This window comes from Ewingella allii (assembly GCF_044430645.1).
In the GTDB taxonomy this organism is placed as follows: domain Bacteria; phylum Pseudomonadota; class Gammaproteobacteria; order Enterobacterales; family Enterobacteriaceae; genus Ewingella; species Ewingella allii.
Map to the genome: position 1 here is coordinate 139,995 of NZ_JAWUDN010000008.1, position 14,450 is coordinate 154,444.

A 14,450-nucleotide genomic window follows, 5' to 3' on the forward strand; every position below is an offset into this window, starting at 1 on the left:
CCTGAAACATGTCCCTTCAGCTAGCGATAGCGCGCAGTAAAGAGCCGGGGAGTCTTGAGGGGCGCGGCGATAGGCGCCCCTTAAGGCCGGTGTGGCGGCAGCGCACGGTTTTGAATTTGAAGTTAAGTCGGTGTGGGCCGACGCCGACGCCCACGACCTTGAATTTGAATTTGAATTTAGTTTTTTAAATTAAAAATGCATTAAAAGGGGCGCGTGTGGCCCCAACTACACCCCTTTTCAGCACGCTCTGATTTAAACCGTAACGGTTTTTGATCTACTATTCCTTAGGTATGTGTCAGGCGCGCCTGATTGAAAGTCATAAAAATAAGAGTCTAAGGAAAGCATGGAAATCTTCTTTACCATCCTCATTTTGATTCTGGTGGTATCGCTCTCCGGGGTGGTGACCAGAATGTTACCTTTTCAAATCCCGCTTCCATTAATGCAGATCGCCGTCGGGGCGTTGCTGGCATGGCCGAATTTTGGCCTGCACGTGGACTTCGACCCTGAGCTGTTCTTGGTACTGTTCATCCCGCCACTGCTGTTTGCCGATGGTTGGAAAACCCCGACGCGGGAGTTTTTGCATCACGGACGTGAGATCCTCGGGCTAGCGCTGGTGCTGGTTCTGCTCACCGTGGTCGGCATTGGTTATCTGATTTATATGATGGTGCCGGATATCCCGCTGGTGGCGGCTTTCGCGCTGGCTGCGGTTCTGTCGCCAACGGACGCCGTGGCGCTGGGCGGCATTGTCGGCAAGGGGCGTATCCCGAAATCGATTATGGGCGTGCTGGAAGGTGAGGCGCTGATGAACGACGCGTCCGGTCTGGTATCCCTGAAGTTTGCTATCGCAGTAGCGATGGGCACCATGATCTTCACCGTCGGCGGCGCCTCGGTAGAGTTCCTCAAGGTGGCCATTGGCGGGTTGATGGCCGGTGTGGCGGTGACGTGGCTGTACAGTAAATCACTGCGCATCATGAGCCGTTGGAGTGGTGATGACCCGGCGACGCAGATCGTCTTCCTGCTGTTATTGCCGTTCGCCTCTTACCTGATTGCCGAACACATTGGCGTGTCGGGCATCCTGGCGGCGGTAGCGGCCGGTATGACCATCAGCCAGTCTGGTATTATCCGTAATGCGCCGCTGGCGATGCGTCTGCGTGCCAACAGCGTCTGGGCGATGCTCGAGTTTGTGTTCAACGGTATGGTGTTCATCATGCTCGGCCTGCAATTACCGGGCATTCTGGAGAACTCGCTGGATCAGGCAACCCATGACCCGTCTATCGTCACCTGGCACCTGTTTGCTGACGTCGGCATTATCTACTTCGCCTTGCTGCTGCTGCGTTTCGTCTGGCTGTGGGTGATGAAAAACATCAGTAACCGTTTCCTGAAAAAGAAACCGTTACTTTTTGGCGCGTACAGCACGCGTGAACTGTGGGTGGCTTCCTTTGCCGGGGTTCGCGGGGCGATCACGCTGGCCGGTGTGCTCTCCATCCCGCTGTTCTTATCCGATGGCACGGCCTTCCCATCGCGCTATCAGTTGGTATTCCTCGCCACCGGCGTCATCCTGTTCTCGCTGATTGCGGGCGTGATCGCGCTGCCATTCCTGCGTAAAGGCGTGGTAGTGGCAGATGGCACGGCGTATCGCGAAGAAGAGCGCATGGCGAAGTCGATTGCGGCCGAAGTCGCCATCGAAAGCCTGCATAAGATGGAAGAGCGCCTGGCGGCGGATTCCGAAGAGAATATCGATGAGCAGACGCTGAAGGAGATCAGCTCGCGGGTGATTGGTACGCTGCGGCGACGCACGCTCAATAAAGATGATATTGAGACGGCGTTGAAGCTGGAAAACCTCGAGCGCCGCTTCCGCCTCACGGCGCTGCGCGCCGAGCGCGGGGAGCTATATCATCTGCGCGCGACGCAGAAAATCAGCAATGAAACGCTGCAAAAGCTGCTGCATGACCTCGATTTGCTCGAGGCACTGCTGGTCGAAAAAGAGGTGTAAAGCCTCGCAACGCGCACGCTATCTGGCGTGCGCGTCTCTTTGCTGCTGCTTGAAGTGCTCCCGACACATGGCAATCCACGCCTGAGTGCTGTGCGACATATAACTTCCCTCCCGCCAAATCAGCTCCAGTTTCCACAGCATCTCCGGCTCGATAGGCATCCACATCAGGCTTGAATCCAGACGGCGGCAGATTGGCTCCGGCAGAATCGCCACGCCCATTCCCGCCTGCACCATGGCCGCCAGAAAGTCCCACTGGCCGCTGCGGGTGGCAATTTTAGGCGTGAATCCATGCGCCGCGAAGCTGTCCATCAGCATGCCGTGCAGCGCAAAATCTTCGTTATAAATCAGGATGCTTTCATCGGCTAATTCAGAAACCGGCAGGCGTGTGCGGTTGAGCCACTTCTCGCTGCGCGGCACCACGGCGCACATGGGGTAGCTAAAGAGGGGGATTGACGTCAGGCCCAGATTTTCGTCAATCGACAGCAGGTTCATGGCTAAATCCAGCTCGCCGGAGACAATCGCCGACTGCACCGTGCGGCCGCCAAACTCGGAGATAATCAGCTCAATGCCAGGATATTTTTGGCGAAACGCGCCAATCAGCGGGGCCATCTGGGTGCCCACCATCGGCGGGATGCCAATCCTCAACTGCCCGCGGGTGAGGGTGCTGATGTCCTCCAGTTCGCTTTCCAGCTGGCGAAACTCTTCCAAAATATTCTGCCCGCGTTGGTACAGCGCCTGCCCGCTGTCGGTCAGTCTTAGGCGGCGGCCATCCCGAATAATCAGCGTACATTCCAGCTCTTCCTCCAGATGGCGCAGCATCTTGCTGATGGTCGACTGAGTGACAAACAGCTTTTCAGCCGCGCGGGTAAAGCTCTGCTGGCGAACAACTTCGACAAAATAACGCAGGGTGCGCACGTCCATAATGATCCTCTTAATCAGCTTTTTGCGCACAAAGGCAAAATATGCCGATTTGGAATGATTTCGATGATTTTAATTCATTTCTATACCGGTTTGCCGCCAACGTATACTTCTTTCATCCCCTTTTTAACCCATTGAGGTTATTCCTATGTTGTTGGCGTTGCGCACTCGAGCGCCGTCGTATTTAAGTCGTTTACAGGTCCCCATTCAGGTGGTGCTTTACGCGGCTCTTTATCTGGTTGCCGACCGTCTGGTGTACCTGTTGCATCTGCCTCTGCCGGCCAACGTCGTCGGTATGTTCATGCTTTTGTTATTGATTATGTGCGGTATTTTGCCGCTGAAATGGGTCAAAGCCGGGTCTCGCTGGCTGCTGGCGGAAATGCTGCTGTTCTTTGTTCCCGCCGTGGTCGCCGTGGTGAATTACACCTCGTTGTTGATGGTTGAAGGCTGGAAAATTTTCTTGGTGATCGCCATCAGCACCACTCTGACGCTGGGTATTACGTCGCTGGTGGTGGACAGGATCTATCGTCTGGAGCTGCGTTTAGCAGAGCGGAAGGTGCGCGGTGAGTGACATTATTATTAGCGCCATCTGTTTTGTCGTAACCGTGTTGCTGTATTACGCCAACAAGAAGCTTTACCGCCAGCGCCGCACTCTTTTATTAATGCCGCTGGTGTTCACGCCGGTGGTGCTGGTTCTGCTGCTGGTGGTCGCCCGCGTGAGCTGGCAGGACTACATTGGCGAGACGCACTGGCTGCTGTGGCTGCTCGGCCCGTCAACCATCGCCTTTGCCGTCCCAGTCTACGAGAATATGGCGATTATTCGCCGCCACTGGCTGTCGCTTTCTGTCGGTGTGGTAACGGCAGTGGTGGTCGCGGTGTTCAGCTCCGTCTGGCTGGCCCGGCTGTTTGCGCTGCCCGAGGTGATTCAGCGCAGTTTATCGGTTCGCTCCATCACCACGCCTTTCGCCCTAGCCGCCGCGAAGCAGGTGGGCGGGCAGCCTGATTTGGTCGCGCTGTTTGTGGTGATCACCGGCGTCTTCGGTATGGCGATAGGCGACATGATGTTCCTGCGTTTGGCGGTAAAAAGTAAGCTGGCGAAAGGTGCAAGTCTAGGCGCGTCATCCCACGGCGCGGGCACGGCAAAAGCCTACGATTTGGGCGCCGAAGAGGGCGTGGTTTCAAGCTTAGTGATGATGCTGGCGGGTGTTGTCACCGTGGTGATGGCACCGGCAATTGGGATTTTGATGTGGTAGTTCGGGTTTGCTCCTTTGTGAGAAATACTCCAGCCCAGCCCTCCCCTAAATAGGGGAGGGAGCAACTGCCCTAAATTAATGAATCACCTGTGATAAAAACTCCCTGGTCCTTGCTGATTTCGGCGCGGCGAAGAACTCCATCGGTGGCGCTTCTTCGACGATCTCCCCGCGATCCATAAAGATAACGCGGTCCGCGACGGTTCTTGCGAACCCCATCTCATGGGTCACGCACAGCATGGTCATGCCTTCCTCGGCGAGTCCGATCATAGTATCTAACACCTCTTTCACCATTTCCGGATCGAGTGCGGAAGTGGGTTCATCGAACAGCATGATTTTCGGCTTCATGCAGAGTGAGCGGGCGATAGCGACGCGCTGCTGCTGCCCGCCGGAAAGCTGGCCGGGGAACTTGTGGGCGTGCTCGGCAATGCGTACCCGTTTCAGGTAGTGCATGGCCAGCTCTTCTGCTTCCTTCTTCGGCATTTTGCGCACCCAGCAGGGTGCCAGCGTGCAGTTCTGCAACACCGTCAGGTGCGGGAACAGGTTGAAATGTTGGAAAACCATGCCGACTTCGGTGCGAACGCGCTCGATATTGCGCAGATCGTCGTTTAACTCGGTGCCGTCTACGACGATCCGGCCCTGCTGGTGCTCCTCCAGATGATTAATGCAGCGGATGGTGGTGGATTTCCCCGAGCCCGACGGGCCGCAAAGCACGATGCGCTCGCCCGGCTTCACGCGCAGGTTGATGTTTTTCAATACGTGGAACTGTCCGTACCACTTGTTAACGTCTTCCAGGGTGATCATCATTTTTTTAGCATCAATAGTGTGATGGTCGCTCATGTTTTACCTCAGTGTGCGGAACGTCCGGTGTGAAAGCGTCTTTCCAAATGTTGGCTATAACGCGACATGCTGAAACAGAAAATCCAGTAAACGGCGGCGGCGAAGACATAGCCTTCGGTCGACATGCCGAGCCACTCGGGATCGACGGTGGCTTGCTGTACGCTGCTGAACAGGTCAAACAGGCCGATGATGATCACCAGACTGGTGTCTTTGAACAGCGCGATAATGGTATTGACCAGGCCGGGGATCACCATCTTCAGGGCCTGCGGCAAAATCACCAGCCCCTGAGTTTTCCAATACCCCAAGGCCAGCGACTCGGCGGCTTCGGTCTGGCCCTTCGGCAGCGCCTGCAAGCCGCCGCGCACCACTTCCGCGACATAAGCCGACTGGAACAAAATCACCCCAACCAGCGCGCGCACCAGTTTGTCGATATTGGTCCCTTCCTGCATAAACAGCGGCAGCATCACCGAGGACATAAACAGCACGGTGATCAGCGGCACGCCGCGCCAGAACTCGATAAAAATCACCGACAGCACGCGAACAATCGGCAGGCGAGAGCGGCGAGCCAGCGCCAGCAAGATGCCGAGCGGCAAGGCTCCGGCGATACCCACTGCGGCGATGATCAGCGTCAGCGTCAGTCCACCCCATTGGCGCGTTTCGACCACCGGCAGGCCGAAGAAGCCGCCATAAAGCATGAACCAAGTGAAAATCGGGAACAGCACCACCCAGGCGGCGATGTACCGGCCACGGCGCGGCATGGCGTGAATGAACATCGGTACCAAGGTGAGCAAGCCGACGATTAAGGTCAGATTGATGCGCCAGCGCTCTTCAAAGGGGTAAAGGCCATACATGAACTGGCCGAAGCGCGCATGGATAAACACCCAGCAGGCGCCTGCTTTGGTGCAGTCCGAGCGAGCCGTACCGACCCAGTTGGCCTGAAAAATCACCCAGTTGAGCAGTGGAGGAATAACCAGCCACATCAGCCACAGGCAGAAAATCGTCAGTAAGCTATTGAACCAGCTGGAGAACAGGTTTTTTCGCATCCACATCAAAGCGCCGCCAACCGAGGCCGGGTGCTTATTGGTGGGCATGGCAGAGGGGAGTGTGCTCATCGTCATTCGATTCCCTTAACGTTCGACCAGCGCGATACGCCGGTTGTAGATGTTCATTAAGAACGAAATCGCCAGACTGATGATCAAGTAGACGGACATGGTAATAGCAATAGTTTCAATGGCCTGGCCGGTTTGGTTGAGCACCGTTCCAGCAAACAGCGACACCATGTCGGGATACCCGATGGCGGCCGCCAGTGAGGAGTTTTTGACGATATTCAGGTACTGGCTGGTCAGCGGCGGAATAATCACCCGCATCGCCTGCGGCAAAATCACCTGACGCAGCGTCACCGGATTCGGCAGGCCGAGGGAGCGCGCGGCTTCATGCTGGCCGTGGGAAACCGACTGAATGCCCGAGCGAATCACTTCGGCAATAAAGGTCGAGGTGTAGACCGACAGCGCCACCGTCAGCGAGGCTAATTCAGGGATAAGCACCATGCCACCGCGGAAGTTAAATCCGCGTAGCGCCGGGATGTCCCAGTGAACCGCAGGCCCGAAGAACAGGTGCGCCAATGCCGGGAAGATCACCAGCATGGCAATCGCCCACGGCCAAATACGCCATACCCGCCCCGTGTGGATCTGGCGGAAATGGTTGTAACGCTTCAACGCCCAGATGCCAAACAGCGCCAGCAGCAGGGCGATACCGCTCGCCAGACTGCCCGGAGCCAGCTCGGGAGAAGGCAGATACAGCCCGCGATTGCTGATAAAGGCCACGTCAAAAGCTTCAAGGCTTTGACGAGGGCCGGGCAAGTTGCGCAAGACGGCGAAGTACCAGAAGAAAATTTGCAGCAGGGGCGGGATGTTGCGGAAGATCTCAATGTAAAGGGTAGAAACTTTGCGGATCAGCCAGTTTTCCGACAGGCGACCCAGCCCAATAATAAAACCGAGGATTGAAGCAAAAACGATACAGAGTGCCGAAACCAGCAGCGTGTTAAGCAGGCCAATCACGAACACGCGGCCGTAGGTGTCCCCTTCCTGATAGTCGATAAGATGTTGAACGATACCAAAGCCTGCGCCGCTATCGAGGAAAGCAAAGCCCGAGGTGATACCCCGCGTTGTCAGGTTGGTGATGGTGTTGTGCAGCAGATAGCCGAGACAGGCAACCAGCAGGACGACGGCGATGATCTGATAGATCCACGCGCGTACGGCTGGGTTGGTCAGCGATAACGCACCTTTTCTAGCTGGGCGTTGTGGCATAGAAATTACCTCAGAGATGAAGCCTGAAAACGGCGCGCCGGGGAACGGCCAGCGCGTCGTTTTTTATCATTACTTATTTAACTCAACTGCTTGGATTCCCTAGGACGAAGGGAATTATCTGACCGGTGGTGCGTACTGGATCCCGCCCTGATTCCACAATGCGTTTTGCCCACGTTTGATTTTCAGTTCGCTGCCTTCGCCGACGTTGCGGTCGAAGCTTTCGCCGTAGTTACCGACTTGTTTAACGATTTTAACCACCCAGTCATTAGGCAGTTTCAGGTCTTCGCCGTATTTGCCGGTTTTACCTAACAGGTTGCTCATGTCCGGCGTGGTCGGGTTAGCGGCCAGTTGCTCAACGTTTTTAGAAGTAATGCCCATCTCTTCGGCGTTCAGCATGGCGAACAGCGACCAGCGCACCACTTCCAGCCAGTCTTCGTCACCACGGCGAACTACCGGGCCTAAAGGCTCTTTGGAGATCACTTCTGGCAGCACGATGAAGTCATCTGGTTTGCCGAGCTTGATACGCAGGGCGTAAAGCTGGGATTGGTCAGAGGCCAGCGTATCGCAGCGGCCGGAGTCCAGCGCCTTGGCGCTTTCGTCGGAACGGTCGAAGGTCACCGGGGTGTAGGTCATTTTATTGGCTTTGAAGTAGTCGGCCACGTTCAGCTCAGTGTCAGTACCGGCCTGGATGCAAACGGTTGCGCCATCAAGCTCTTTAGCACTCTTCAAACCGGCTTTCTTATGGGTGAGGAATCCAATGCCGTCGTAGTAGTTAACGCCCGCGAAGATCATGCCCATGCCCGCGTCACGCGATGAGGTCCAGGTGGTGTTACGAGAGAGGATGTCCACTTCGCCAGATTGCAGGGCGGTAAAGCGCTCTTTGGCGGTCAGCGGGGTATATTTTACTTTTTCCGCATCACCAAAAACGGCGGCGGCGATGGCGCGACAGACGTCGACGTCGATACCGGTGAATTTCCCTTTTGAATCAGCGTAAGAGAAACCCGGTAAGCCGTCGCTTATCCCACATTGAACAAAGCCTTTCTTCTTCACAGCGTCCAGAGTTGTGCCTGCGTGAGCCTGACCTGCCAGCGTCATCATGCTGGCAGCAGCAATAAGGGTAGAAAGCAGTATTTTTTTCATAAGTCGTCCTGTGAGACATAACCAAAATTATTATTGTATGAATGCGCGAGGCACCCTGTCCGTTGCGGGGCATTGCCCTCTGCAGGGGACATTGCAAAGGCAATGCCAACATGCAAAAACGTTAATCAATTGGCTTCTGTGATTGTTTCGGCCAGTAACATTGATTTGCGTTATAGGATTTATTGCCCCAATCCTGTGCGTGGTCAATATTGCTGCAACAAAGTGGTGCGGCTTATTTTACTATTTGGAACTGGATCTCACTCTGGTTCCGCTCAGTGAGGTCTGGTTCATCTTTAAGCGCTATATGGAAGGTCAAAAACAGAGGAAAGTGGAATTAAAAAACTCTCAGGCGGGCGCCTGAGAGTCAGAAGATTAACGGGCAGCTTGGATCAACGCGCCGACCAGCGGCGGGAGCTGGCCTTTCAGCGCGGCGCGTTCCGGCTGGAACAGGGTGGCGACGAAGAACGGGTGGGTTGGCAATTCCAGCACGCGAATTTCACCCTGCTGGTCGTGCCCGGTCAGGCGCAATGGCTGAGCTTCCAGCGCAGCCTGAAACTCGGTGTTAATCCCGTAGCGGCAGTGATAACCCTCTTCAATATCCGACTTACCGTAGGCGCGGCCCGCGATGCTGTCGGCCAGCAGAGTGATACCCGCCTTCTTCTCCACCATTTCGCAGGCCAGCGCGGCAATCACCAGCCGACCTTCGGTATCGGTTTCGCCATGGCCCGCATCCTGCCAGCCCATCACGTTGCGGGCATACTCGATAATCGCATGCTGGAAACCGCCGCAGGTGCCGAGGAACGGCCTCTGCTGCTCGCGAGCATAGCGAATGGCGCGCAATGCACCTTCGGTAGAAAGGTAAGGGCTGCCGGGCACGCACCAGAACGCATCGAACTCTTCAAGTGAAAGCTTAGCGTCAATGGTGTCGGTGTTAAGCCAGGTGGTGTGGATATCAAGGTCGAAAGTTTGTGCTGCGAGGTTTAACGCAAGGGGGATAGCTTGGTGGGCAAGAATGGCGGGGTTGTGGTCGCCGATCAGTGCCAAACGGACTTGCTGACTCATCACTTCTCTCCTGAGCAGGTAAAAGAGAATGTTATAGAAAAGTTAACTTGGCGTCATGAGAATTATTTTCATCAATAAAAAAGCCCGACCATTGCTGGACGGGCTTAATGCATGGCGATTCACTGCTTAGAGATAGAGCGAGGGCGCGCCCGTTGGACGGGTTTTAAAGCGGCGATGCAGCCACAGATACTGGTCCGGCGCGCGCATAATCTCTTTTTCCACCACGCGATTCATGTAGGCCGCGGCCGCCATTTCATCATCGATTGGGTAATCTTGCAGAGCAGGCTGGATAACCAAGTCATAGCCTTTACCCTTGTCTTTACGCACCAGCACCACGGTGACCAGAGCCGGTTTCGCCAGACGCGCCAGCATGTAGGTGCCGCTGGTGGTAGCTGCCTGATCGACGGCGAACAGGGGGGCAAATACGCTGCCACGCGGGCCGTAGTCTTGGTCCGGAGCGAACCATACGGCTTCACCTTTCTTCAGCGCATGAACCATACCGCGCAGGTCTTTGCGATCCAGCATCGCTTTATTGGAGCGCATGCGTCCCCAAGTCTGCACGAACTCCATCGCTTTATTGTTGTGTGGGCGATACATCGCCATCATCGGCTGACAAATGCCCATGGCACGGCCACCCAGCTCAAGCGACATGAAATGCACGCCAATCACCAGTACGCCTTTCTTGTTCTGCTGCGCCATTTTCAGGTGATTCAGGCCACTGACGTCAAACCAGCGTTTTACGCGGGCGTCCGACCAGAACCACGCCATACCCGTCTCCAGCAGGCCCATGCCCAGCGATTCGAAATTGCTGAGAATGCGGCGCTCAATTTGAGCTTCATCAAGATTAGGGAAACAGAGTTCTAAATTGCGGCGAGTGATGGAGACACGGCGTTTGAGGAAACGCATCGAGGTGCGGCCAAGCCAGTTACCAAGGCGGTAAAGGACCGGATAAGGCAGTTGAACAAGAAGGAACAGCACGCCCAAGCCAAACCAGGTCAGCCAGTAACGCGGGTGGAGAAACGATTTGCGAAAGCAAGAGGGTGAAGTCATATAAGCTCAATCATCGGCATAATTAAATCTGAGGTACCGCGTTGGAAGTAGCTCGATCGCGATACAGGGGGTGTGTCAAAGACTGGGACAACGAAAGTGGGCAAATGTTTTAAACAACGCCGAACTTGACGCAATCTTTACACTAAAAGACGGGATCGCGGGCTAAAAGGCTTTCCGTAGGCGATGAGCGGGGCGAATACGACTTTAGGTGTGAAGTATATCACGCTCTGTTATCAATCCTGAGTGGGGAATCGTCCGATAACGACACTAATTCGTATCTTATTTTGTCAGGCGTTAAAATAGTCTTAGAATTAATGGTTTGAGCGATTGTAAGCTTTGTAAATTATGCAATAGGAGAAGTCTGAAGGTGATTGTGCTGGGAAAACGGCCGCTTCTCTGTAAAATATTTCACATTCTATTCCCACCGCATTAACTCTTTATGATCGTTCGTCCCCATCAACACTGGTTCCGCCGCCTGTTTGTCTGGCACGGCGCCGTGCTTTCAAACATTCTTTTCCGCCTCAGCCTGAACTTCGGTATGTCAATTGTCGCGGTGTTCAGCGTGCAGATTTACGAAGCATTGGGCATTCGCCTGACGCTGGCCCCGTTTAGCTTACTGGGCATCGCCATCGCCATCTTCCTTGGTTTTAGAAACAGCGCCAGTTATGCGCGCTTTAACGAAGCCCGGCTGTTATGGGGAAGCTTGCTGATCACTCATCGCTCGCTATTTCGGCAGGTTAAGAGCCTGCTGGCGGACTCGCCGCAGGCCGTCGCCGCCTTCAGCCAGTTGCAGATAGCTTTTAGTTACGCGTTGAAGCACCAGCTGCGTGGGGAGGATGCCGCCAGGGATATGCAGCGCCTGCTGCCCGCTGAAGTGGCGGCAGAGGTGTTGAACAGCCCGACTCCGGCTAATCGTCTATTGCTACTCATGGGAAAATGGCTGGCCGAGCAGCGCCAGCAGGGGCGGCTGAGCGATATGCTGTTCCACAGCGTCGACCGCAACCTTAATGAGCTTTCCCACGTGCTGGGCGGCTGCGAGCGCATTGCCAACACGCCGATACCTTTCGCCTACAGCCTGATAGTCCATCGCACGGTTTATCTGTTCTGCACCTTGCTGCCGTTCGCACTGGCTCCGGCACTGGGTTATATGACGATTTTGGTGTCGGTGTTTATCTCCTACACCTTTATCTCAATTGATGCCTTAGCGGAAGAGTTGGAAGACCCGTTCGGCACGGCGGATAACGATTTACCGCTGACCGCGATGTGTCGGAATATCGAGATCAATCTGTTAGAAATGAATGACGTGCACCCACTGCCGGAGCACATTAAGCCTGACCAACATTACCGGCTGAGCTAAAACAAAAAGGCGCTCTCCTTGCGGAAAAGCGCCTTTTATCAACACAACTGATTAGTATCAGTTCATGCCGTATTTTTTCAATTTCTTACGCAGCGTACCGCGGTTGATACCCATCATCAGGGCCGCACGAGTCTGGTTGCCACGGGTATATTGCATCACCATGTCTAACAGTGGCTGTTCAACTTCAGCCAATACCAACTCATACAGGTCATTCACGTCCTGACCATTCAATTGAGCAAAATAGCCCTTAAGTGCTTGTTTTACCGAGTCACGCAGGGGTTTTTGGGTTACCTGATCCTGAGAATTAACGGTAGAAACGGTCAGTACGTCAGAATTCACGCGTTGTTCGAACATAGTTCTGTCAGCTCTTTTTTGTTACGCAAGATTTTCGAAATATGCTTCCAACGCCTCCAGCTGTTCGCTGGCATCCTCTATGGCGTTGAAGGAGCGCCGAAACTGGTCATTCGGGGCATGCTCCTGGAGATACCAGGAAACATGCTTACGAGCGATACGGAATCCCTTGCCTTGACCATAAAAGTCGTGCAATTCCCGTACATGCCCTAATAACAAGTGCTGAACCTCCCCAAGTGGTGGCGGCGGTAACAGTTCCCCTGTGTCCAGATAATGCTGGATTTCCCGGAAGATCCAGGGTCTCCCCTGAGCGGCACGTCCAATCATCAGAGCATCAGCTCCGGTGTAGTCGAGTACCGCCCTGGCTTTATGCGGGTCAGTTATGTCGCCATTCGCGATAATCGGAATGGAAACACTCTGCTTAACTGTCCGAATGCTGTCGTACTCTGCCTCTCCATTGAAGAGACAAGCACGGGTTCGGCCATGAATCGTCAGGGCCTGAATTCCACAGTCTTCAGCCAATTGTGCAATTTGTACACAGTTACGGTGTTCCGGTGCCCAACCAGTACGAATTTTCAACGTGACTGGCACATCTACCGCATTCACAACGGCAGAGAGGATCTGTTTGACCAAATCCGGATACTGCAACAAGGCAGATCCTGCCAGTTTGCGGTTCACTTTCTTGGCCGGGCAACCCATATTGATGTCAATGATCTGCGCACCGCTGTCCACGTTAATTCGGGCAGCTGCCGCCATATCTTCGGGATCGCAACCGGCAATTTGCACGGCCCGGATTCCCGGTTCATCGCTATGTACCATACGCAAACGGGATTTATCCGTACGCCACACTTCCGGATTGGAAGAGAGCATTTCGGAAACAGCCATCCCAGCACCCATCGCATGACATAAGGCACGAAACGGTCGGTCTGTTATACCGGCCATTGGGGCCGCAATCAGGCAATTTGTAAGTTGGTGGTGTCCGATGCGCATAGACTAGGAATGACCATACTGATGTCCGCAAGGGCGCGTATATTACGCATTTTTGAATCCAGATGAAAGGCCAAACTTTAACCAATAACCTAAGAAAATGCTTGCATCCGGCCGCTGAAGTCTGGGTTATGGGTTTTTATTGATACTTAACATAGGGTTAATGAATAAAGGCTAAATTGTGCGCTTATGAAAATTCCTTAAAACTCGCTGTATATGCAGGTTAAGCCAGTTGAATCTAAGGCTAAATTTGCTGTTTTAAGTAGCAATAACCGCAAAATTTCTGTGACCCACCTCTCGCCGTGGTTAAAAAATGAGTCATTTTTAGTAAAAATCCATAACTAAGAAGGAAGGTGAGAAAGTGGGGAGAAAAGACGCGCAAAGCGAGCGTAAAACGTCTTCTTAACAAAGCACTATTCGCTAACAATCAAACGCCCGTGTAATGCCTGTTTGGGGCGATTGTTCGGGTGATGCATGATATGGGTGAACTTTTCTAATTGTGTTTTAGAAAGGGTCTGTGGCTGTTTAAGCACTAACCAGCGAACGCCTTCGGTGCAAGGCGGGGTGGTAAGAGAACCGCTGAAACGGTAATGGGTTAAATTGTCAGGCAGTAACTTATTTAGCGCGATTTCCGAGGTAAGTTGGGCAGTTTCTCCTAATTTCTCAGGCATTTGTTTCCAGATTTTCTCCAGTTCGGGGTTCGGCGCGCCAATATCGAACATCTCGGCGACGACGGCAATTTCTCCTGACGCGTCCATATGCACAAAATGCGCTTCCAGTGGGAAGGATTTGCCGTTAATCGTATTTTCGCTTGGCGAGTGGAAATGGAACTGCTGTAGAGTGAACTTCTCTCCATCTAGCATCACATAATCTCCCTCATGCACATCTACCTGAATGCTGTGTCCATTGTTAACCACGGCATAGGGTGGCAATGAATAACTGACTTTCAGCGGCCTTGGGTGGGTTTCTAAGGCATCTTTGATATCTACCGGGGACTGGGATTTACCTTGCTCACAGAGGTGGAAATCTGGGCTGAGCTTTGACCAATTTTGGGGTGACTCCTCCCCTTCATACGACCAATGGTGAGTATCGCTGGCTAACGCGTTGAAACAACATCCGAAAAGTGAAATCGCCAACAGTGTCGCTTTCATAAAAATTCCTTGAGTTGTAATGTGAAATAATAACCATTTAGTTAT

14 protein-coding genes are annotated in these 14,450 nt (G+C 53.9%); 4 read left to right on the forward strand and 10 right to left on the reverse strand.

Annotated features, from left to right (window positions below; translation table 11 throughout):
* Nucleotides 1-343: 343 nt before the first annotated feature.
* Entirely contained in the window at nucleotides 344-1,993 is a 1,650-nt protein-coding gene (locus SBO83_RS16995; RefSeq protein WP_396132333.1) for a Na+/H+ antiporter, read from the forward strand.
* A gap of 18 nt (nucleotides 1,994-2,011) precedes the next feature.
* Here the strand turns inward: SBO83_RS16995 and SBO83_RS17000 are convergent, their stop codons facing one another.
* Nucleotides 2,012-2,914 carry a LysR family transcriptional regulator gene (locus tag SBO83_RS17000; RefSeq protein ID WP_396132334.1) on the reverse strand — a complete coding sequence of 301 codons (903 nt, stop codon included), beginning with the start codon at nucleotides 2,912-2,914 and terminating at the stop codon, nucleotides 2,012-2,014.
* Between the two features lie 145 nt (nucleotides 2,915-3,059).
* Between SBO83_RS17000 and SBO83_RS17005 the strand changes: the two genes are divergently transcribed.
* Nucleotides 3,060-3,482: a CidA/LrgA family protein gene (locus SBO83_RS17005; protein WP_396132335.1), complete on the forward strand. Its 423-nt coding sequence runs from the start codon at nucleotides 3,060-3,062 to the stop codon at nucleotides 3,480-3,482.
* Nucleotides 3,475-4,164, forward strand: coding sequence for an LrgB family protein (locus tag SBO83_RS17010; protein ID WP_396132336.1), 690 nt, complete (start codon nucleotides 3,475-3,477; stop codon nucleotides 4,162-4,164). The genes SBO83_RS17005 and SBO83_RS17010 overlap by 8 nt, the downstream gene beginning before the upstream one ends.
* 75 nt (nucleotides 4,165-4,239) lie before the next feature.
* Here the strand turns inward: SBO83_RS17010 and SBO83_RS17015 are convergent, their stop codons facing one another.
* The 6 genes from SBO83_RS17015 to lpxP all read right to left on the reverse strand — a co-directional run bounded on the left by SBO83_RS17015 (nucleotide 4,240) and on the right by lpxP (nucleotide 10,559).
* Nucleotides 4,240-5,001, reverse strand: coding sequence for an amino acid ABC transporter ATP-binding protein (locus tag SBO83_RS17015; RefSeq protein ID WP_100938188.1), 762 nt, complete (start codon nucleotides 4,999-5,001; stop codon nucleotides 4,240-4,242).
* 8 nt (nucleotides 5,002-5,009) lie between these two features.
* Nucleotides 5,010-6,119 carry an ABC transporter permease subunit gene (locus SBO83_RS17020; RefSeq protein ID WP_396132337.1) on the reverse strand — a complete coding sequence of 370 codons (1,110 nt, stop codon included), beginning with the start codon at nucleotides 6,117-6,119 and terminating at the stop codon, nucleotides 5,010-5,012.
* A gap of 9 nt (nucleotides 6,120-6,128) precedes the next feature.
* Nucleotides 6,129-7,307: an ABC transporter permease subunit gene (locus tag SBO83_RS17025; protein ID WP_396132338.1), complete on the reverse strand. Its 1,179-nt coding sequence runs from the start codon at nucleotides 7,305-7,307 to the stop codon at nucleotides 6,129-6,131.
* Nucleotides 7,308-7,421: 114 nt separating this feature from the next.
* Entirely contained in the window at nucleotides 7,422-8,447 is a 1,026-nt protein-coding gene (locus SBO83_RS17030; RefSeq protein ID WP_353500735.1) for an amino acid ABC transporter substrate-binding protein, read from the reverse strand.
* Between the two features lie 372 nt (nucleotides 8,448-8,819).
* A complete protein-coding gene (locus SBO83_RS17035; RefSeq protein ID WP_396132339.1) occupies nucleotides 8,820-9,509 on the reverse strand; it encodes a CTP synthase C-terminal region-related (seleno)protein in 690 nt (229 codons plus the stop codon).
* A 126-nt stretch (nucleotides 9,510-9,635) separates the two neighbouring features.
* Nucleotides 9,636-10,559 (reverse strand): kdo(2)-lipid IV(A) palmitoleoyltransferase, encoded by a 924-nt coding sequence (gene lpxP / locus SBO83_RS17040; protein ID WP_353500737.1) that lies wholly within the window; start codon nucleotides 10,557-10,559, stop codon nucleotides 9,636-9,638.
* A 439-nt stretch (nucleotides 10,560-10,998) separates the two neighbouring features.
* On the opposite strand from lpxP, the gene SBO83_RS17045 reads away from it, so the two are divergent.
* On the forward strand, nucleotides 10,999-11,916 hold the full coding sequence (locus tag SBO83_RS17045; protein WP_396132340.1) for a bestrophin family protein: 918 nt from the start codon (nucleotides 10,999-11,001) through the stop codon (nucleotides 11,914-11,916).
* Between the two features lie 57 nt (nucleotides 11,917-11,973).
* Here SBO83_RS17045 and fis read toward each other — a convergent pair whose 3' ends face one another.
* The 3 genes from fis to SBO83_RS17060 all read right to left on the reverse strand — a co-directional run bounded on the left by fis (nucleotide 11,974) and on the right by SBO83_RS17060 (nucleotide 14,405).
* Nucleotides 11,974-12,270, reverse strand: a complete 297-nt coding sequence (gene fis / locus SBO83_RS17050) for a DNA-binding transcriptional regulator Fis (protein ID WP_004097144.1) — start codon at nucleotides 12,268-12,270, stop codon at nucleotides 11,974-11,976.
* Nucleotides 12,271-12,291: 21 nt separating this feature from the next.
* Nucleotides 12,292-13,257, reverse strand: coding sequence for a tRNA dihydrouridine synthase DusB (gene dusB / locus SBO83_RS17055; protein ID WP_034786639.1), 966 nt, complete (start codon nucleotides 13,255-13,257; stop codon nucleotides 12,292-12,294).
* A gap of 410 nt (nucleotides 13,258-13,667) precedes the next feature.
* The gene (locus SBO83_RS17060) at nucleotides 13,668-14,405 is read right to left on the reverse strand and encodes a carbonic anhydrase family protein (protein WP_396132341.1); all 738 of its coding nucleotides are present in this window, start codon (nucleotides 14,403-14,405) and stop codon (nucleotides 13,668-13,670) included.
* Nucleotides 14,406-14,450: the final 45 nt, after the last annotated feature.